General features: G+C 72.8%; 17 protein-coding genes. 14 read left to right on the top strand and 3 right to left on the bottom strand.

Annotated elements, in window-relative coordinates; translation table 11 throughout:
- The 9 genes from VFN12_RS01995 to VFN12_RS01955 form a co-directional block, all read left to right on the top strand.
- On the top strand, window positions 1–1,162 hold a 1,162-nt coding region (locus VFN12_RS01995; RefSeq protein ID WP_325116873.1), incomplete at its 5' end, for a geranylgeranyl reductase family protein.
- Complete coding sequence (locus VFN12_RS01990; protein WP_325116872.1) at window positions 1,159–1,941, top strand: lysophospholipid acyltransferase family protein; 783 nt, start codon at window positions 1,159–1,161, stop codon at window positions 1,939–1,941. The genes VFN12_RS01995 and VFN12_RS01990, both read left to right, overlap by 4 nt.
- Window positions 1,942–1,945: 4 nt before the next feature.
- Window positions 1,946–2,890 (top strand): NUDIX hydrolase, encoded by a 945-nt coding sequence (locus tag VFN12_RS01985; protein WP_325116871.1) that lies wholly within the window; start codon window positions 1,946–1,948, stop codon window positions 2,888–2,890.
- Between the two features lie 10 nt (window positions 2,891–2,900).
- Complete coding sequence (locus VFN12_RS01980) at window positions 2,901–4,223, top strand: hydroxyacid-oxoacid transhydrogenase (protein WP_325116870.1); 1,323 nt, start codon at window positions 2,901–2,903, stop codon at window positions 4,221–4,223.
- A 24-nt stretch (window positions 4,224–4,247) separates the two neighbouring features.
- Window positions 4,248–7,067 (top strand): FAD-binding and (Fe-S)-binding domain-containing protein, encoded by a 2,820-nt coding sequence (locus VFN12_RS01975; RefSeq protein WP_325116869.1) that lies wholly within the window; start codon window positions 4,248–4,250, stop codon window positions 7,065–7,067.
- A 205-nt stretch (window positions 7,068–7,272) separates the two neighbouring features.
- On the top strand, window positions 7,273–8,505 hold the full coding sequence (locus tag VFN12_RS01970) for an SAM-dependent methyltransferase (protein ID WP_325116868.1): 1,233 nt from the start codon (window positions 7,273–7,275) through the stop codon (window positions 8,503–8,505).
- Window positions 8,505–9,497: a hypothetical protein gene (locus VFN12_RS01965; RefSeq protein ID WP_325116867.1), complete on the top strand. Its 993-nt coding sequence runs from the start codon at window positions 8,505–8,507 to the stop codon at window positions 9,495–9,497. Before VFN12_RS01970 ends, VFN12_RS01965 begins: the two co-directional genes overlap by 1 nt.
- A gap of 9 nt (window positions 9,498–9,506) precedes the next feature.
- Window positions 9,507–10,505 carry a DNA topoisomerase IB gene (locus VFN12_RS01960; RefSeq protein WP_325116866.1) on the top strand — a complete coding sequence of 333 codons (999 nt, stop codon included), beginning with the start codon at window positions 9,507–9,509 and terminating at the stop codon, window positions 10,503–10,505.
- Window positions 10,506–10,509: 4 nt separating this feature from the next.
- Window positions 10,510–11,022 carry an O-acetyl-ADP-ribose deacetylase gene (locus tag VFN12_RS01955; RefSeq protein ID WP_325116864.1) on the top strand — a complete coding sequence of 171 codons (513 nt, stop codon included), beginning with the start codon at window positions 10,510–10,512 and terminating at the stop codon, window positions 11,020–11,022.
- Window positions 11,023–11,110: 88 nt separating this feature from the next.
- Here VFN12_RS01955 and serC read toward each other — a convergent pair whose 3' ends face one another.
- Window positions 11,111–12,238 (bottom strand): phosphoserine transaminase, encoded by a 1,128-nt coding sequence (gene serC / locus VFN12_RS01950; RefSeq protein ID WP_325116863.1) that lies wholly within the window; start codon window positions 12,236–12,238, stop codon window positions 11,111–11,113.
- A gap of 105 nt (window positions 12,239–12,343) precedes the next feature.
- On the opposite strand from serC, the gene VFN12_RS01945 reads away from it, so the two are divergent.
- Window positions 12,344–12,829, top strand: coding sequence for a GNAT family N-acetyltransferase (locus tag VFN12_RS01945; RefSeq protein ID WP_325116861.1), 486 nt, complete (start codon window positions 12,344–12,346; stop codon window positions 12,827–12,829).
- 55 nt (window positions 12,830–12,884) lie between these two features.
- Window positions 12,885–13,454 carry a hypothetical protein gene (locus VFN12_RS01940; RefSeq protein ID WP_325116860.1) on the top strand — a complete coding sequence of 190 codons (570 nt, stop codon included), beginning with the start codon at window positions 12,885–12,887 and terminating at the stop codon, window positions 13,452–13,454.
- Here VFN12_RS01940 and VFN12_RS01935 read toward each other — a convergent pair.
- Window positions 13,441–14,028, bottom strand: coding sequence for a class I SAM-dependent methyltransferase (locus tag VFN12_RS01935; protein WP_325116859.1), 588 nt, complete (start codon window positions 14,026–14,028; stop codon window positions 13,441–13,443). The genes VFN12_RS01940 and VFN12_RS01935 overlap by 14 nt on opposite strands.
- Window positions 14,029–14,093: 65 nt before the next feature.
- Here VFN12_RS01935 and VFN12_RS01930 point away from each other — a divergent pair, with 65 nt between their 5' ends.
- Window positions 14,094–14,492, top strand: coding sequence for a VOC family protein (locus VFN12_RS01930; RefSeq protein ID WP_325116858.1), 399 nt, complete (start codon window positions 14,094–14,096; stop codon window positions 14,490–14,492).
- Between the two features lie 72 nt (window positions 14,493–14,564).
- On the opposite strand, the gene VFN12_RS01925 is transcribed toward VFN12_RS01930, so the two are convergent.
- Window positions 14,565–15,668 (bottom strand): citrate synthase 2, encoded by a 1,104-nt coding sequence (locus tag VFN12_RS01925; protein WP_325116857.1) that lies wholly within the window; start codon window positions 15,666–15,668, stop codon window positions 14,565–14,567.
- A 77-nt stretch (window positions 15,669–15,745) separates the two neighbouring features.
- On the opposite strand from VFN12_RS01925, the gene pdxH reads away from it, so the two are divergent.
- Window positions 15,746–16,381, top strand: a complete 636-nt coding sequence (gene pdxH / locus VFN12_RS01920) for a pyridoxamine 5'-phosphate oxidase (protein WP_325116856.1) — start codon at window positions 15,746–15,748, stop codon at window positions 16,379–16,381.
- A gap of 318 nt (window positions 16,382–16,699) precedes the next feature.
- The gene (locus VFN12_RS01915) at window positions 16,700–18,292 is read left to right on the top strand and encodes an MDR family MFS transporter (protein WP_325116855.1); all 1,593 of its coding nucleotides are present in this window, start codon (window positions 16,700–16,702) and stop codon (window positions 18,290–18,292) included.
- Window positions 18,293–18,295: the final 3 nt, after the last annotated feature.

The following is an 18,295-nucleotide window of genomic DNA, read 5'->3' as shown; positions in this document are numbered from 1 at the left end:
CGCGCGCGCGGGGCTGGACACGCTGCTCGTCGACGCGGCCGTGTTCCCGCGCGACAAGACCTGCGGCGACGGGCTGACCCCGCGGGCCATCCACGAGCTGCAGCTGCTCGGGCTGGAGGACTGGCTGCGGGCCCACACCGTCAACCAGGGACTGCGCGCCCACGGGTTCGGCCAGACGCTGCTCCTGCCCTGGCCGGGCGGCTCGCTACCCGCCTGGGGCTCGGCCGTCGCCCGCACCGAGCTCGACGACCACCTGCGCACCACCGCCATCAAGGCGGGGGCCGACGCGGTCGACGGCGCCCGTGCGGTCGACGTACGCCTGGACGGCGGACGGGTCGCCGCGGTGACCTTCCGCCGTGACGGCGAGGTGTTCGAGGTCTCCTGCCGCCGGCTCGTGGTCGCCGACGGAGTGCGCAGCCCGCTGGGCAAGCTCCTCGGGCGGGAGTGGCACAAGGACACGGTGTACGCCGTCGCGGGCCGCTCCTACCTCGCCTCCACGGAGTCGGACGACCCGTGGATCAGCAGTCACCTCGAGCTGCGCGGTGACGAGGGCGAGCTGCTGTCGGGCTACGGCTGGATCTTCCCGCTCGGGAGCGGTGAGGTGAACCTCGGCGTCGGCACCCTCGCCACGCAAGAGCGCCCCGCCAACATCGCGATCCGGCCGCTCATGCAGCGCTACGCCGACGAGCGCCGGGCCGACTTCGGGCTCAGCGGCGACCTCCGGGCACCGACCTCGGCCCTGCTGCCGATGGGCGGGGCGGTCTCGCAGGTCGCCGGGCCCAACTGGGCGCTGATCGGCGACGCCGCGGCATGTGTCAACCCGCTCAACGGCGAGGGCATCGACTACGGCCTGGAGACCGGTCGACTCGTCGTCGACGTGATGAGCGAGCACCACGACCTGTCGGCGGTGTGGCCCGGCCTGCTCCGCGCGAACTACGGCGAGGCCTTCTCGATCGCCCGGCGGCTGGCCGGCCTGGTCACCTTGCCCGGGGTGCTGCGCACCCTCGGGCCCGCCGGCATGCGGTCGGACTGGCTGATGACCCTGGCCCTGCGCTGGATGGGCAACCTGGTGACCGACGACGACCGCGACCGGGCGGCGCGGGTGTGGCGCTGGGCCGGACGACGCTCGCTGGCACGGGACGCACGGCCGCCCTTCTCGTGAGCGACCTGACCTACCGCGCGGTCATCGCCGCAGGACGCGTCGCGTTGCGCGCGCTCGACGTCGGGGTCAGGGCCGGGGGCGTCGAACACGTGCCCGAGGACGGACCGGCGCTGCTGGTCGCCAACCACGTGTCCTTCCCCGACTTCCTCTTCATCGGGCGGGCGCTGCTGGACCGTCGGCCGTTCGTGCGCTTCATGTGCCGACACGACATCTGGGACGTCAAGGGGGTCGGCCGGGCGATGACGGCGATGCGGCACATCCCGGTCGACCGCACCGCTCCCGCGGCGGCGTACCTCACCGCACGCCGGCTCCTCGCCGACGGAGAAGCGGTCTGCGTGTTCCCCGAGGCCGGCATCTCCGCGGCCTACGTCGTCCGTGCGCTGATGCCCGGCGCCGCCGCGCTCGCCCGTGAGACCGGGGCCCCGCTGGTCCCGGTGACCATCTGGGGCAGCCAGCGGATCTGGGCGCAGAAGCGTGACGCGGCCGACGTCCTCCCGCGTCCCGACCTCACCCGGGGCCGGCTCGTCGACGTCCGCTTCGGCGAGCCGGCGACCGTGGGCGACGCGGACCCGGTCGCCTGGACCCGGGAGCACGGACACCGGATGCAGCGCGAGCTCGAGGCGCTGCAGGCGCTGCCGGAGCACCGGCCCCGCCCGGGCGAGCTCGCGCCGTGGTACCCCGCCCACCTGGGCGGACACGCCCTCGACCGGGCCGCGTCCTTCACGCTCGACGGGTCGCCGCGCTCGGCCGTCGCGCCCGAGTGGGGTCCACTAGGTTGAGGGCGTGGGCAGCCTTCCGAAGCGCCAACGGGTCGCGGCGTACGCCGTGATCCTGCGGGTCGCGTCGTCGGGCCCCGACGCCGAGCAGGAGATCCTGCTGAGCCGGCTGGCGGAGCGGATCACGAGCGACGAGCTCTGGACCCTCCCCGGTGGCGGCCTCGACCACGGCGAGGACCCGCGCGACGCGGTGCTGCGCGAGGTCAAGGAGGAGACCGGGCTCGACGCCGAGGTCGGGGAGACCGCCCGCGTCTACTCCGCCCACCTGCCGGGCGTCTGGAGGGACGGCCGTCGGGTCGACGCGCACGCGCTGCGCATCGTCTACGACGGCTGGGTCGCTCCGGATGCCCCCGAGCCCCGTGTGGTCGAGGTGGACGGCTCGACGGCGGAGGCCGCGTGGCACCGGGTCACCGACGTCGTCGACGGGACCCTGCCGGTGGCACCGCTGGTGCTGGAGGCGCTGGCAGACCACCAGCCGTTCCGTCGGCAGCGGGTCGGTGCCTACGCCCTGGTCCGGCGCGAGTCGAGAGCCGCGGACGGTGAGGGCGACGTGCTGCTCGTGCAGTTCTCGCAGCGGGGCTTCCACACCGGCTCCTGGAGCCTTCCGGGCGGCGGGCTGGGGCACGGCGAGTCGCCCCGTCCCGCGCTGGAGCGCGAGGTGCGGGAGGAGTGCGGGCTGGAGTGTGCGGTCGGCGAGCTGATCGCCGTGCACGACGAGGCGTTCAGCGGCACCGCGCCCTCGGGCCGCTTCGAGGACTTCCACGCCGTGCTGCTGGTCTTCGCCGCGACGGTCGATCCCACGGCCGAGCCCTGGGTGGCCGAGGTGGGCGGCACCACCGAGGCCGTGGCCTGGGTCCCGGTGGCCGACGTGCGGGCCCGGAAGCTGCCGGTGCTCGACGTCGTGCACCACGCCCTGGAGGCAGCAGGCAGGATGGGCACCGACCCGGCGTGAGGAGCCAACCATGAGCGACACCGCACGAGCCGAGAGAGCACGGGCCGAGAGAGCACGGGCCGAGACAACGAGGGCCGAGACCGTCTTCACCTACGGAGCGCCGGCGCTGAAGTTCGGGCCGGGCGCGTCCGCGGAGATCGGCTACGACCTGCTCCAGACGGGAGCCAGACGGGTCCTGCTGGTCACCGACCCCGGTGTGGCCGCCACCGGGCACCCCGCCCGGATCGGCCAGCAGATGGAGCACCGAGGCCTCGAGGTGACGACGTACGACGGCGTCCACGTGGAGCCGACCGACGAGTCGATGGGGGCCGCGGTCGACTTCGCCCGGGAGTCCGGCCCGTTCGACGCGATCGTCGCCGTGGGCGGCGGCTCCGCGATCGACACGGCCAAGGCGGTCAACCTCCTGGTCACCAACCCGGGCGAGCTGATGGACTACATCAACGCACCGGTCGGCGCGGCATCGGCCCCGGTCAACCCGCTGCTGCCCCTGGTCGCGTGCCCGACGACGACCGGCACCGGCAGCGAGAGCACCACGATCTGCGTCCTCGACGTCCTCTCCCTCCAGGTGAAGACCGGGATCAGCCACCCCCGGCTGCGCCCCACCCTCGCCGTCGTCGACCCGACCCTGACCCTGACCCAGCCGGAGATGGTGACCGCCGCGGCGGGCATGGACATCCTCTGCCACGCCCTCGAGAGCTACACCGCGCGCTGGTACGCCGGCTTCGACGCCAAGCAGCCCGAGGAGCGGGTGCCGTACTGCGGAGCCAACCCGATCGCGGACATGTGGTCCGAGCGCGCGATGTCACTTCTCGCCGGGGCGTTCCGGGCCGCGGTGAAGGACGGCTCGGACCCGGCCGCGCGGGAGCAGATGGCCCTCGCCGCGACCTTCGCCGGCCTGGGCTTCGGCAACGCCGGGGTCCACATCCCGCACGCCAACGCCTACCCCATCGCCGGAAGGGTCCGGGACTACCGCCCGCCGGGTTACCCGGAGGGCGAGGCGATCGTCCCGCACGGGATGGCGGTCGCGCTGACCGCTCCCGAGGCGTTCCGGTTCACCTTCGACGCCGCCCCCGAGCGGCACCTGCATGCCGCGCGACTCCTCGACCCCTCCTGTGCCGCGGACGGCCCGGACGCCCTGCCCGGCGTGCTGCTGGACCTGATGCGCGACGTCGGGCTCCCGAGCGGTCTCGCCGAGGTGGGGTACGCCGACTCCGACGTCGACGACCTGGTCGACGGATCCCTCAAGCAGCAGAGGCTGCTCGCCACCGCTCCACGCGAGGTGACGCCCGACGACCTCGCGGGCGTGTTCCGGGGCTCCCTGGAGCTCTGGTGACGGGCCCCGCATGAGGGGCCCGTGGTGACGGCGGACCTGGTCTCGGAGCTCCGTCGCCGAGGGGTGACCGACGTCGACGACTCCGCCCTCTCCCGCGCCCTCTACTCCTCCGACGCCTCGCTCTACCGGGTCGTGCCGCAGGTGGTGGCCCGGCCGCGCCACCCCGACGAGATCGTCGCCGTCCTGGATGCGGCGCGAGCCCTCGGCGTGCCGCTGACCATGCGTGGCGCCGGCACCTCGATCGCGGGAAACGCGGTCGGCCCCGGCATCGTCGTCGACACCGCCCGCCACCTCGACCGGATCGTCTCGCTCGACCCCGAGTCGCGGACGGCCGTCGTCTGGCCCGGTGTCGTCCACGCGTCGCTGACCCGGCAGGCGCTGGCCCACGGCCTGCGGTTCGGGCCCGACCCGTCGACCCACACCCGGTGCACGATCGGCGGGATGATCGGCAACAACGCCTGCGGGTCCCGGGCTTTGGGCTACGGGCGGACCGCCGACAACGTCGCGGCGATGAAGGTGGTCTTCGGGACCGGGGAGGTGGCTGAGACCGGCGGCCCGGTTCCGGCGTTTCCAGGCTCGGGCCCTGGCGGCCCTCGCACCTCAACCACCGGGCTGGCCTCGCTCGTGGACGACGAGCTGGCGCACGTGCGGACGTCGTTCGGGCGGTTCTCCCGGCAGGTCAGTGGCTACTCGTTCGAGCACCTCCTGCCCGAGAACGGCCGCCGGGCGGACCGGTTCCTGGTCGGCTCGGAGGGGACGCTCGGACTCGTCCTCGAGGCGACGGTCGAGCTCGTGCCCGACGACCGGGACCGACGGCTGCTGGTGCTGGGGTACCCGTCGATGGCCGAGGCGGCCGACGCGGTGCCGGGCGTGCTGTCGGCGGCCACCGGCCAGGACGCGCGGGTGATCGCCTGCGAGGGGCTGGACTCGCGCATCGTCGACCTGGTGCGGACCCGCGGTCGAGGTGTGCCGCCGCTGCCCCGTGGCTCCGGATGGCTCTTCGTCGAGGTGGCCGGGGCCGAGGCTCCCGCCGCGGTCGAGTCGATCGTCCGCGATGCCGGTGCGCTGGATCGTCGTCTGGTGGACGACCCGGCCGAGTCGGCGGCGCTGTGGCGGATCCGGGAGGACGGTGCCGGGCTCGCGGCGCGCAGCCTGGACCGGCCGGCGTACTCCGGATGGGAGGACGCGGCCGTTCCACCGGACCGCCTGGGCGCCTGGCTCCGCGAGTTCGACGACCTGCTCGGCCGACACGGCCTCGACGGGGTCCCCTACGGCCACTTCGGCGACGGGTGCGTCCACGTGCGGATCGACTTCGAGTTCGACGACGGCGGACGGCGGTTCCGTGACTTCCTGACCGCGGGAGCCCATGCCCTGAAGCAGTACGGCGGCTCGCTGTCGGGGGAGCACGGCGACGGGCGCGCGCGGTCGGAGCTGCTGCCGCTCATGTACGACGAGCGGTCACTGAGGATGTTCGCGGCCGCCAAGGCGATCTGCGACCCCGGCAACCTGCTCAACCCCGGCGTCCTCGTCGACCCCGCCCCGCTCGACGCCGACCTCCGCCCGCCGCGTCCCCGCGCTCCGGTGCGGACCGCCCTGCGGCTCAGCGAGGACGGCGGCTCCCTCGCGGACGCGGTGCACCGCTGCACCGGTGTCGGCAAGTGCGTGACGCCTGCTCCGGGCGGCGTCATGTGCCCGTCGTGGGTGGCCACCCGTGAGGAGAAGGACTCCACGCGTGGTCGCGCCCGCGTCCTCCAGGAGGCCCTGGACGGCTCGCTCGTGCACGGACTGGACGATCCGGCCGTGCATCAGGCACTCGACCTGTGCCTGGCCTGCAAGGGCTGCGCGTCGGACTGCCCCACCGGCGTGGACATGGGGGCCTACAAGGCCGAGGTGCTGCACCAGAGCTATGCGGGGAGGCGACGCCCCCGCTCCCACTACACGCTGGGCCGGCTGCCGGACTGGGTGCGCCGATCGGCACCTCTGGCCGGGCTCGCGAACCGGACCATGAAGGGACCCGCGGCCGGGCTGGTCAAGGCGGTCGCGGGGATCGACCCCCGGCGATCGATGCCCGAGCTCGCCCGCGACACCCTCCGCCGATCGGCCGGGCACTCGACCTCGGCGCCCGACGTGTGGATCTGGGCCGACACGTTCACCGACCACTTCCTGCCCCGGACGGCGCACGCGGCGACGACGGTCCTCGAGGCGGCCGGCCTCCGGGTCGGCGTGATCCCGGACGACGCCTGCTGCGGACTCACCCTGATCACCACGGGTCAGCTCGACCGGGCCCGGAAGGTCGTCTCCCGGACGGTCGCCACGTTGGCGCCGTACGTCGCCTCCGGCGTCCCCGTCATCGGCCTCGAACCCTCCTGCCTGGCCGCCCTGCGCACCGACGCCGTCGAGCTGACCGCCGACCCGCGCGCGGCCGACGTGGCGTCGGGTGTGTGCACGCTCGCCGAGGTGCTCGGCACGCTGGAGTGGCAGCTGCCCGACCTGTCCGGGCTCGAGGTGGTCGCACAACCGCACTGCCACCACGCCTCGGTGCTCGGGTGGGAGGCCGACGAGCGCCTGCTGACCGGCGCCGGGGCCACGGTCACCCGGGTCCCCGGGTGCTGCGGCCTGGCGGGGAACTTCGGCATGGAGCGTGGCCACTACGACGTCTCCGTGGCGGTCGCGGAGTCGCACCTGCTGCCGGCGGTGCGGTCGAACCCCGGGGCCGTCGTCCTCGCCGACGGCCTCTCCTGCCGGCACCAGCTCGCCGACCTCGCCGGCGTGCCGGCGCTGCACCTCGCCGAGCTGATCGCCTCGCGGCTCGGCGACGATCGCGGCGGAAACGTGGGTGACTGACCGGCGAGCGTCGTCGAGCGCCGCAACGCGGGCCGGCAGCAGGCGACCGGCTCGGGCCGCCGTTCGGGTGCGGAGGCTGCCCTCGTCCCGGGTCACTACGATCGGGGCATGAATCCCCGTCGGCGCCGCCTGGTCATCCCGATGGCGCTGGCCGGACTGATCCTCGTCGTCGTCATCGCGGCCCTCCTCAGGTGAGCGCCTCGCCATGACCGAGCCGCTCCTCCGCGTCCTGACCCGCATGCGCGGGCACCTGCTCGACCCGGACACGCTGGTCCGGGCCGTGGCCTCGGGCCGGCAGAAGGGCCAGCAGCCCCGCTGGCGGCGGGTCGAGCTCCGCTACGTCGACCTCAAGGCCGGCCGGCACCTGCAGGTCACGGCGTACGACGAGCAGCAGGCCCACACCGCCAACCACCCCGGCGGCCAGCCGGCGCGGGAGGTGGTCGACGAGCTGCTGGACGAACCGTTCGGCAACTGGCACGTGGAGACCACCACCGAGATCCACCAGGTCCGGGTGACCAAGAGACTGGAGGCGGTGGTGCACTCCAGTGCGCGGGAGACGGAGGTCGAGGTCGACCGCGACCACGACCGGGAGAAGGACCGGTTGTTGCCGGAGGACGATCCGGTCCTCGTGGCGCTGGGGCTGTCCGACCGGAGCGGGCGGATCAAGCCGAGCCGGCAGGCGAAGTACCGCCAGGTCGAGGAGTTCCTGCGGATCCTCGACATCGGCCTGGGCGAGGCCATCGAGAAGGGGCACCTGCGCAGGCCCACTGCCGACGACCCGCTCCGCGTGGTCGACCTGGGCTGTGGCAACGCCTACCTGACCTTCGCCGCCCACCGGTTTCTCACGCAGGTGCGCGGGATCCCGGTGCGGATGACCGGCGTCGACCAGAAGGAGCAGTCCCGGGACCACAACGCAGCGCTCGCCGCGGAGCTCTCCATCGACGCCGACTTCGTGGTGGGCTCGATCGGCCAGGCCCGCCTCGACCTCGCGCCCGAGGTGGTGCTCGCACTGCACGCCTGCGACACGGCAACCGACGACGCCCTCGCCCGAGCGGTCGAGTGGCAGGCGCCGCTGGTCCTGGCGGCGCCCTGCTGCCACCACGACATCGCCGCCCAGCTCCGGCGCAGCCCCACACCCGAGCCCTACGCGATGCTCACCCGGCACGGCATCCTCCGCGAGCGGTTCGCCGACACCCTGACCGACGCGCTGCGGGCGTCGCTGATGAGACTCCAGGGCTACCGCGTCGAGGTGATGCAGTTCGTCGAGAGCAAGCACACGCCGCGCAACACGATGCTCCGGGCAGTGCGTACTGGAGCGCCGGTCAAGGGCGGCGGCGTCCGCAAGGAGTACGACGACCTCGTGACGACCTGGTCCGTCCGCCCGCGGCTGGCCGAGCTGCTCGGCCAGCCCGAGGACCGGGCGCAGGGCACGGCCTGATGCGCCAGCTGGTCGCTCTCGCGGCCGTGGCGCTGCCGTTCCTGATCGGGACCGCGGCCGCGGCGCCGCCGGACGGGGACCAGGTGGTGTTCCGGTTCCAGGACCCGGAGATCGTGGAGGCCAGCGGGCTGGTGGTCCAGGACGGGCTCTTCCTCACCACCAACGACTCGGGCGACACCGGCAGGGTGTTCGCGGTCGACCGGGCCGGGCAGACGTCCGGGGTCACCGGCTGGGCGGACGCCCCCCAGGATGTCGAGGCGCTGGCCCCGGCGGGTGGGGGCGAGGTCTGGGTCGGCGACATCGGCGACAACGCGGAGGAGCGGGACACGATCCGGGTGACCCGGGTGCCCGTGGCGGCGGGGGACCGGGACGACCCGGGAACGTCGTACGACCTGGTGCTGCCGGGCCCGCCGCGCGACGCCGAGACCCTGCTCAGCCATCCGGAGACCGGACAGCTGTTCGTGGCGACCAAGGACATCTTCGACGCTGCCCTGTTCGCGGCACCGACGGAGCTCTCGCCCGAGGGCCCCAACCGGTTGCGCCGCGTCGGCCCGACGCTCACCTTCGCGACCGACGGCGCGTTCTTCCCGGACGGCAGGCACCTGGTGGTCCGCAACTACGCCGAGGCTGTCGTCTACACCTTCCCCGGGCTCGAGCGAGTGGCCTCGCTGAGGCTCCCCGACCAGCAGCAGGGTGAGGCGATCGCCGTCTCCGCGGACGACCAGGTGTTCGTTACCTCCGAGGGCCGACACCAGGCCGTGATCGAGGTGAGCCTGCCTCAGGCCGTGGGCGAGCGGATCTCATCGTCGCCCACGGATCCGGCCGAGGCGACGACCAGCCCGACGACCAGGCCGCGCAACGAGCTCCCCGAGGAGGCACCCCGACCCAGCCGGGACCCGTGGCAGTGGGCGCTGGGCGCCGGCCTGTTCGTCGTCGCCGTGGTGGTGCTCCTCCTCGCGGTGCGTCCGAACGTGCGTCACCCGCGCGGCTAGCATCACCGCATGCCACGCCTGCGCCGGACGTCTCCCGACGACCCGGGGTGGACCAGGCGGCGGGCCGGGAAGGGCTTCGTCTATCTCGACGAGTCCGGCAAGCGGCTGTCGGCGACGCGCGCGCAGCGGGCCAGGGACCTGGTGATCCCCCCGGCCTGGGAGGACGTGTGGATCACACCCCACGAGAACGGTCACCTGCAGGCGGTCGGGACCGACGAGGCCGGCCGCCGGCAGTACCTCTACCACCCCGACTGGCGCACCCGCCGCGACGCCGCGAAGCATGACCGCGTGCTCCAGTTCGGGCGGGCGCTGAGCCGGGCCCGGGAGAAGGTGCTCACCGACCTGGGCACCGAGGGGATGTCGCTCGAGCGGGCCTGCGCGGTCGCCGTACGCCTGCTCGACCTGGGCTACTTCCGGATCGGCAACGACGTCTACGCCGACAAGCACGGCAGCTTCGGGCTCACCACCCTCGAACGGCAGCACGTGCGCAAGCAGGGCACGGTGATGGTGTTCTGCTTCGTCGGGAAGTCGGGGGTCGAGCACCGGATCGAGATCGACGACCCCGCGACGGTGGCGGCGCTCGAGACGATGCGACGGCGGCGCGGAGGTGACCCGCGACTGCTGGCGTGGAAGGAGGGCCGCTCGTGGCGGAGCCTGGACTCCGCCCGGGTCAACGACTACGTCCGCGAGTCGACCGGGCTGGACGCGACGGCCAAGGACTTCCGCACCTGGCACGCCACCGTGCTGGCCACGGCCGCCCTGGCGGAGACCGACGAGCCGGGGGAGTCGAAGGCGTCCCGCAAGCGTGCGGTGTCGGGCGCGATGAAGGAGGTCGCGGAGTTCCTCGGCAACACACCGGCCCAGGCCCGGGCGTCGTACGTCGACCCGCGGGTGGTCGACGCCTACGAGGAGGGCCGGACCATCCACGGCGCCACCCGCCGGAGCTACGAGAAGGTCGACGAGCGGCAGGCGGCGCTGGAGCGGGCGGTCCTGCGTCTGCTGAAGTAGTGGCATGCAGATCAACCTGGTCGAGGGCGACATCACCACCCAGGACGTCGACGCGGTGGTCAACGCCGCCAACTCCCGGATGCGTGGCGGCGGCGGGGTCGACGGGGCGATCCATCGCGCCGGTGGCCCGGCCGTCCTCGAGGACTGCCGCAAGCGCTTCCCCGACGGGCTGGCCACCGGGGACGCCGGTTGGACCACGGCCGGCGAGATGCCGGCGCGGTGGGTGATCCACGTCGTGGGGCCCAACTACCGGGCCGGGCAGACCGATCGCTCGCTCCTGACGTCCTGCTACTCGCGCGCGCTCGAGGTCGCCGACGAGCTGGGTGCCCGCACCGTCGCGTTCCCGCTGGTCAGCGCCGGGATCTACGGCTGGCCGCTGGACGATGCCGTCGACGCCGCTGTGACGACGCTGCGGGACGCGCGGACCCAGGTCGAGGAGGCACGGATCGTGGCGTTCGGGCGCGACACCGCCGACGCGATCCGGGCCCGGCTGTCACAGTTTCATCAAGGTATGTAGCCGAAACCGCACTCCCCGTGGCGAATTCGGCGAGGGGAGTGCAGGTCGACCTGCATACCTTGATGAAACCCCACCCAGCCGGCGCGGGTCAGAGGCGGTCGACCACGTAGTCGATGCAGCCGGTGAGCGCCTCCACGTCCGCGGGGTCGATCGCCGGGTACATCGCGATCCGCAGCTGGTTGCGTCCCAGCTTGCGGTAGGGCTCGGTGTCGACGACCCCGTTGGCGCGCAGGGTCGCCGCGATGGCCGCGGCGTCGATCGACTCGTCGAAGTCGATCGTCCCGATCACCAGCGAGCGGTGCTCCGGCTCCGCGACGTACGGCGTCGTGTACGACGTCTTGTCGGCCCACCCGTAGAGCGCGTCCGACGAGGCCGTGGTCCGCTCCACCATGCCGGTCAGGCCGCCGTTGGCGTTCATCCAGTCCAGCTGCTCGGCCATCAGGAACAGCGTCGCGACCGAGGGGGTGTTGTAGGTCTGGTTCTTCGCGGAGTTGTCGATGGCGGTCGGCAGGTCGAAGAAGGCCGGGACGTGCCGGCCGGTCGCGGCGATCTCCTCGACCCTGGCCAGCGCGCGCGGCGACATCAGCGCGACCCAGAGACCCCCGTCGGAGGCGAAGCACTTCTGGGGCGCGAAGTAGTAGGCGTCGACCTGGGTCAGGTCCACCGGCAGACCGCCGGCTCCCGACGTGGCGTCGACCAGCACCAGCGCGTCGTCGGCGGCGCCCTCGGGGCGGCGTACCGGCGCCATCACCGCGGTCGAGGTCTCGTTGTGCGCCCAGGCGTAGGCGTCCACGCCCTGCTCGGCGACCGGGTCGGGCCGGGTGCCGGGGTCGGACGTGATGACCGAGGGCTCGGCCAGCCAGGGCGCGGCCGCGGCGGCCTTGGCGAACTTCGACGAGAACTCGCCGAAGGACAGGTGCTGGCTCTTCTCCCGGATCAGGCCGAAGGTCGCGATGTCCCAGAACGCGGTGGCGCCGCCGTTGCCGAGCACCACCTCGTAGCCCTCGGGCAGCGAGAACAGGTCGGCCAGTCCGGACCGCACCCGACCGACGGTGTTCTTCACCGGCGCCTGGCGGTGGGAGGTCCCGAGCAGCGACGTGCCGGTCGCGGCCAGCGCGTCGACGTGGCCGGTCTGGATCTTCGACGGCCCGGCGCCGAAGCGTCCGTCGGCGGGCAGCAGGTCGTTCGGGATCGTGAGGTCTGGGGCGTCGGCCATGGTGCACCCTTCGGGTTGTTGGGGGCGGTGGTGAGATGCGACGACGCTGTCAGCGCCGCCTATTCTGGCAGCCGCCCGGTGGGCGGAGAAATCGAAAGGGCTGGCATGGACATGGAGGTCGTCCGCGTAGGCTTCGGGCACCCGGACGCCCTGGCCCTGATCGCCGCGGTGCAGGGGGAGTACGTCTCGCGCTACGGCGGCGAGGACGAGACCCCGCTCGATCCCACCATGTTCGACCCGCCCCGGGGAAGCTTCTTCGTCGGCTACCTCGACGGCCGCCCGGTTGCCTCGGGCGCCTGGCGGCGGCGTGACGACGTCGAGGCGCTGGGCAGCACGCGCACGGCCGAGATCAAGCGCATGTACGTCGACCCGGCGGTGCGCGGGCAGGGCCTCGCCCGGTCGATGCTCGCCCACCTCGAGCGCACGGCGGCCGAGGCGGGCGCGGCGGTGAGCATCCTCGAGACCGGGATGCGGCAGCCCGAGGCGATCGAGCTCTACCGGTCGGCGGGCTACGTGGAGGTCCCCAAGTTCGGGTTCTACTGCCATGCCCCGCTGTCCCGGTGCTACGGCAAGCGCCTCACCGGAGGTTGATGAAATCTTGCGAATCCCCGGACGTGCCGCCTGACCGCACGTAACCTCCTCCGCCGTGACCAGAATCCTCAGCACCGGACTGTCCGGTACGGCAGCCCTGGCGATGCTGCTCGCCCTGGCCGCGCCCGCATCGGCCCAGGTCGAGGACTACGCGGACTACCAGCCGCAGGAGCGTTGCCGCCCCGCCGCCAAGGCCGGCACGAAGGCCCTGGCGCGTTGGCTGGTACGCAGCGGCGGCGGCGACGGCCCGATCTCCCGCAGGTGCGGGTCCGGCGGGACCTCGGAGCACAAGGAGGGCCGGGCCTTCGACTGGATCCTGGACGCGTCCAGGGCCCGTGACCGCCAGACCGCCCGCGAGTTCCTCGAGCTGGCCTTCGCCACCGACCCGGCGGACAACGAGCACGCCAGGGCGCGGCGCATGGGGATCATGTACATCATCTGGAACGACCACATGTACTCCGCATGGGATCAGTTCCAGCGGGAGGACTACCTCAGCTCCAGCTGCAAGAACCTGCGGAAGTGCTCGAAGACGCTGCGCCACCGCGACCACATGCACATCTCGCTGAGCCGCCGGGGCGGCATGGGGCTGACGAGCTGGTACGAGGGCCGGGTCAGCGACGACTGACCACGAGGTAGCGCTCGTCGTCGATCTTGCGGCCCCAGTACGCCGGGTCGGGCAGCAGCCGGAGCTCGGCCTGCCGGCCGAGTCCCTCGACCAGCTCGAGCGTCTGCGCCGCGGTGAGGCCGGCGCCGGTGGACCAGCTGCCCTCGACCAGGAGCAGCCGGCCTCCGGGCGCGAGCAGGTCGACCCACCGACGCAGCACCGCAGGCCGGTCGGGCAGCGCCCAGAGGACGTGGCGGCACAGCACGGCGTCGTAGCCGGACCGCTGCAGGGGCGGGTCCGCGGCGTCGCCGGCCACGAACCGGGCCCGGTCGCCGGCCTTGGCCTCGGCCCGCCTGAGCATCTCGGGAGAGAAGTCGACGCCGGTGACGTCGTACCCCTCCCCGGCGAGGAGCAGCGGCAGGGTGCCGGTGCCGCAGCCGAGGTCGGCGACCCTGGCCGGGGCGGGCGGCAGGGCCGAGAGCAGGAGGTCGCGCCAGGCCGCGCGGACCTCCGGGTCGCGCAGGCCGTGGTCGGCGGCGTCGTCGAAGGTCTCCGCCTCGTCGTTCCACAGCTCGACCGGATCGGGGGACGTCATGGGGCCACCAAACCAGTGGCCGCCGACGGGTGACGTCACGGGGTTGTCCACCTAGCGTGGACGGCATGATCAACGCCCTGCACACACTCGTGTACGCCGAGGACCCCGACGCCGCCCGGGCGTTCTTCCGGGACGTCCTCCAGTTCCCCGGCATCGACGCCGGCGGCGGGTGGCTGATCTTCCGCACCGGTCCGAGCGAGACCGGGGTGCACCCGTCGTCGTGGGAGCACGAGGGCACGTCGGGCGGTACCGACCAGCGGTTCGACGTCTCGCTGATGTGCGACGACCTCGCGGCGACCATGGGCGAGCTGCGCGGCCGGGGCGCGTCGTTCGAGGGCGAGGTGGCCGAGGAGCCCTGGGGCTCGACCGTCCAGCTCACGGTCCCCGGCGCCGGCCCGATCACCCTCTACCAGCCGAAGTACCCCTCGCCCGCGGTCGAGGAGGACGCGCAGCCGATGTGGTGAGCTGGGCAGCGGCGCGCGAGGCACGAGCGCGTCGAAACCCAGGGGCCAGAGGCAGGGCGGTGAGCGCCCTGGTCATGCCGACCAGGCGTCGTCCCACCCGTCGACGTCGTGCGCCCCGCGCTCGGCCGGCCCGGTGTAGATGGCCGACGGACGGATCAGGCGACCGGTCCGCTTCTGCTCCAGGATGTGGGCCGACCAGCCGCCGGTGCGCGCGCAGGTGAACATCGAGGTGAACATGTGGGCCGGCACCTCGGCGAAGTCGAGCACGATGGCCGCCCAGAACTCCACGTTGGTCTCGAGCACCCGGTCGGGCCGTCGCTCGCGCAGCTCGGCAAGGGCGGCCTTCTCCAGCGCCTCCGCCACCTCGTAGCGCGGCGCGCCGAGCTCGCGCGCCGTCCGGCGCAGGACCCGCGCGCGCGGGTCCTCGGCCCGGTAGACCCGGTGGCCGAAGCCCATCAGCCGCTCACCCTTGTCGAGCAGTCCCTTGACGTACGACGTCGCGTCGCCGCCCTTCTCGACCTCCTCGATCATGCCGAGGACCCGAGACGGCGCACCCCCGTGGAGGGGTCCGCTCATGGCGCCGATCGCGCCGGAGAAGGCCGCGCCGACGTCTGCGCCGGTGGAGGTGATGACCCGGGCGGTGAACGTGGAGGCGTTCATGCCGTGCTCGGCCGCCGACGACCAGTAGGCGTCGATCGCCTTGACGTGGTCGGGGTCGGCCTCGCCCTTCCAGCGGATCAGGAACTTGTCGGCGAGCGTCCCGCCCTCGTCGACCTCGCGCTGGGGGACCACCGGCAGGTGCAGCCCGCGCGCGGCCTGGGCGGCGTACGAGAGCACCATGACCGCGACCCGGCTGAGGTCCTCGCGGGCCTGCTCGTCGGAGATGTCGTAGGTCTGCCGGAAGCCGAACGCCGGCGCGAGCATCGCGATCGCCGCCTGGACGTCGACCCGGATGTCGCCGGTGTGGACCGGGATGTTGTAGGCCTCGGCCGGGGGAAGGCCGGGCCGGTAGGCCCCGTCGATCAGCAGCCCCCAGACGTTCTCGAACGGGACCCGGCCGACGATCTCCTCGATGTCGACCCCGCGATAGCGGAGTGCGGATCCCTCCTTGTCGGGCTCTGCGATCTCGGACTCGAAGGCGATGACGCCCTCGAGACCGTGGTGCACCTCGGTCATGTGGTCCTCCGTCTCGGGCGACCGCGCTGGTCGAACCCTTGGCATTCTGCCGCGCGTCGCGGTCTAGTGTCGACGCCATGGATCTGGCGGCACTGCGCGCGGAGTATGCCTTGGGCGGGTTGCACGAGTCCGACCTGGCCCTCGACCCGGTGACGATGTTCGGGCAGTGGATGGCCGATGCGGCCTCCTCCGGGATGCACGAGCCGAACGCGATGGTGCTGGCCACGGTGTCCCGCGACGGCCTCCCGTCCTCCCGGATGGTGCTGCTCAAGGGCGTCGACGACGGCGGTTTCCGGTTCTTCACCAACCTCGGCTCGCGCAAGGGCACCGAGCTTTCCGCCAACCATCACTGCTCGCTGCTGTTTCCCTGGTATCCGCTCGAACGCCAGGTGCGCGTCGACGGGGTCGCCGAGGAGCTTCCCCGCGCCGACGTGGCGGCGTACTTCGCAACGCGGCCGCGGGGTGCCCAGCTCGGCGCCTGGGCGTCGCACCAGTCGAGCGAGGTGAGCTCGCGCCAGGAGCTCGACGACGCGTTCGCCGCGATGGAGGGACGCTTCCCCGACGAGGTGCCGCTGCCGGACTGGTGGGGCGGGTACGTCGTCGTTCCCGACACCGTGGAGTTCTGGCAGGGCCGACCGGGCAGGATGCACGACCGGCTGGTGTACCGCCGCCGGGCCGGAGGCGGCTGGGCCACCTTCAGGCTCGCCCCCTGAGGCATCGGGCCCTAATTCTCTTGAGCAGAACCGGGCCGCCCCTTACCGTTGTGTCCACACGGGAAAGGAGGTGGTCCGAAGAATGAATTCTTGTTGGACGCGTGAGGTGGCTGCCCGCTAGCAGCTGAGGCTGTCGGCGAATACCAGGCAGCCACCCGACCCGCAGGTGATCCGGTAACCACGTCCACCGGAGGCGACCCCGAGGACTCGTTCCGACGGGCCACACCTGCGGGTCGCCCTATTTCGGGGATTGGGACCGCTGGCCGCCCGCGGATATGGTTGCCTTTGTCAACCATTCCGCCGTCCCAGGGGAGTCCCGTGACCGAGGCGCCCGTCGCCGCCGAGCAGTCCGGCCAGATGACCCACCGCGAGGTCCTCGAGGCGCTCAGTGGCCTGCTCCTCGCGATGTTCGTGGCGATGCTGTCGAGCACGGTCGTCACCAACGCCCTGCCGCGGATCGTGACCGACCTCGACGGCAGCCAGACCGGTTACTCGTGGGTGGTGGTGGCCACGCTGCTCACGATGACCGCCACCACGCCGGTCTGGGGCAAGCTGGCCGACCTGTTCAGCAAGAAGCTGTTGGTGCAGTCCGCCCTGGTCATCTACTCGGCCGGTTCGCTGATCGCCGGGCTCGCCCCCAGCATGGAGGTCCTCATCGGCGCCCGCGCCATCCAGGGCCTCGGCGTCGGCGGCCTGACCGCACTGGTGCAGGTCGTGATCGCCTCGATGGTCAGCCCCCGCGAGCGTGGCCGGTACTCCGGCTACATCGGCGCGACCTTCGCCCTGGCGACCGTGAGCGGCCCGCTGATCGGCGGGCTGATCGTCGACACCCCCGGACTCGGCTGGAGATGGTGCTTCTTCCTCGGCCTCCCGGTCGCGGCGCTCGCGTTCGTCGTACTCCAGAAGACCTTGCACCTGCCCGTACGGCGGCGCGAGGTCCACGTCGACTACCTGGGCGCCACCCTGCTGGTCGCCGGGGTCTCGATCCTGCTGGTCTGGGTCTCCCTGGCCGGAACGTCCTTCGCGTGGGGCTCGGCCACCAGCGCACTCCTCGTGGCCCTCGGGCTGGTCGTCGTCGGTGCTGCCATCTACGTCGAGGCCCGGGTCGCCGTCGAGCCGGTGGTCCCGTTGCGGCTGTTCCGCGACCGCACCACCGCCCTCGCGACCGTGGCCTCGGTCCTGGTGGGCCTCGCGATGTTCGGCTCGACGGTCTACCTCAGCCAGTACTTCCAGCTCTCCCGTGGCATGACCCCCACCATGGCCGGGCTGATGTCGGTCGCGATGGTCGGCGGGCTGCTGGTCTCGAGCATCGTCAGTGGCCGGCTGATCACGCGGACCGGCCGCTGGAAGCGGTTCCTGCTGGGCGGCATGGTGCTGGTGATCGCCGGCCTGTCGCTGCTCGCGCGGATCGACGACACCACCAGCCTCTGGTACGTCGGTGCGGGCATGGCCGTCCTCGGCCTCGGCCTGGGGGCGGTGATGCAGAACCTCGTGCTGTCGGTGCAGAACAACGTGGCCCAGGCCGACCTCGGCGCCGCCAGCTCGCTGGTCGCGTTCTTCCGCTCGATGGGCGGCTCCATCGGGGTCGCGGCCCTGGGTGCGGTGCTCACCCACCAGGTTGCGGACGGGGTCACCGCCGCGCTGTCGCGGCTCGGGATCCCCGCAGGGGCGCACCGCAACGGCACCATCCCCGACGTCTCCTCGCTCGACGAGCCGTTCCGCTCGATCTTCGAGCACGCCTTCGGTGAGGCCACCGGCCACCTGTTCCTGGTGGCGGTGCCGTTCGCGGTGCTGGCCCTGGTCTGCGTGCTGTTCATCGAGGAGGTCCCGTTGCGGACCACGATCCTGCGCGCGGACGAGATCGGGCCGGAGGCGGACCCCGACGCTGCGGTCGGGCGACGCAAGGGGTGAGGA

Origin of the sequence: Nocardioides sp., assembly GCF_035703625.1 — a bacterium.
In the GTDB taxonomy this organism is placed as follows: domain Bacteria; phylum Actinomycetota; class Actinomycetes; order Propionibacteriales; family Nocardioidaceae; genus Nocardioides.
The sequence above is the reverse complement of the archived record's forward strand: the minus strand, read 5'-3'. Positions and strand labels throughout refer to the sequence as shown.

Excerpts from the sequence above, each read along its gene's own strand:
- VFN12_RS01980 (WP_325116870.1), top strand. The coding sequence starts at position 2,901 with ATGAGCGACACCGCACGAGCCGAGAGAGCACGGGCCGAGAGAGCACGG.
- pdxH (WP_325116856.1), top strand. The coding sequence starts at position 15,746 with ATGGATCTGGCGGCACTGCGCGCGGAGTATGCCTTGGGCGGGTTGCAC.
- VFN12_RS01930 (WP_325116858.1), top strand. The coding sequence starts at position 14,094 with ATGATCAACGCCCTGCACACACTCGTGTACGCCGAGGACCCCGACGCC.
- VFN12_RS01960 (WP_325116866.1), top strand. The coding sequence starts at position 9,507 with ATGCCACGCCTGCGCCGGACGTCTCCCGACGACCCGGGGTGGACCAGG.
- serC (WP_325116863.1), bottom strand. The coding sequence starts at position 12,238 with ATGGCCGACGCCCCAGACCTCACGATCCCGAACGACCTGCTGCCCGCC.
- VFN12_RS01955 (WP_325116864.1), top strand. The coding sequence starts at position 10,510 with ATGCAGATCAACCTGGTCGAGGGCGACATCACCACCCAGGACGTCGAC.
- VFN12_RS01970 (WP_325116868.1), top strand. The coding sequence starts at position 7,273 with ATGACCGAGCCGCTCCTCCGCGTCCTGACCCGCATGCGCGGGCACCTG.
- VFN12_RS01925 (WP_325116857.1), bottom strand. The coding sequence starts at position 15,668 with ATGACCGAGGTGCACCACGGTCTCGAGGGCGTCATCGCCTTCGAGTCC.
- VFN12_RS01935 (WP_325116859.1), bottom strand. The coding sequence starts at position 14,028 with ATGACGTCCCCCGATCCGGTCGAGCTGTGGAACGACGAGGCGGAGACC.
- VFN12_RS01945 (WP_325116861.1), top strand. The coding sequence starts at position 12,344 with ATGGACATGGAGGTCGTCCGCGTAGGCTTCGGGCACCCGGACGCCCTG.
- VFN12_RS01965 (WP_325116867.1), top strand. The coding sequence starts at position 8,505 with ATGCGCCAGCTGGTCGCTCTCGCGGCCGTGGCGCTGCCGTTCCTGATC.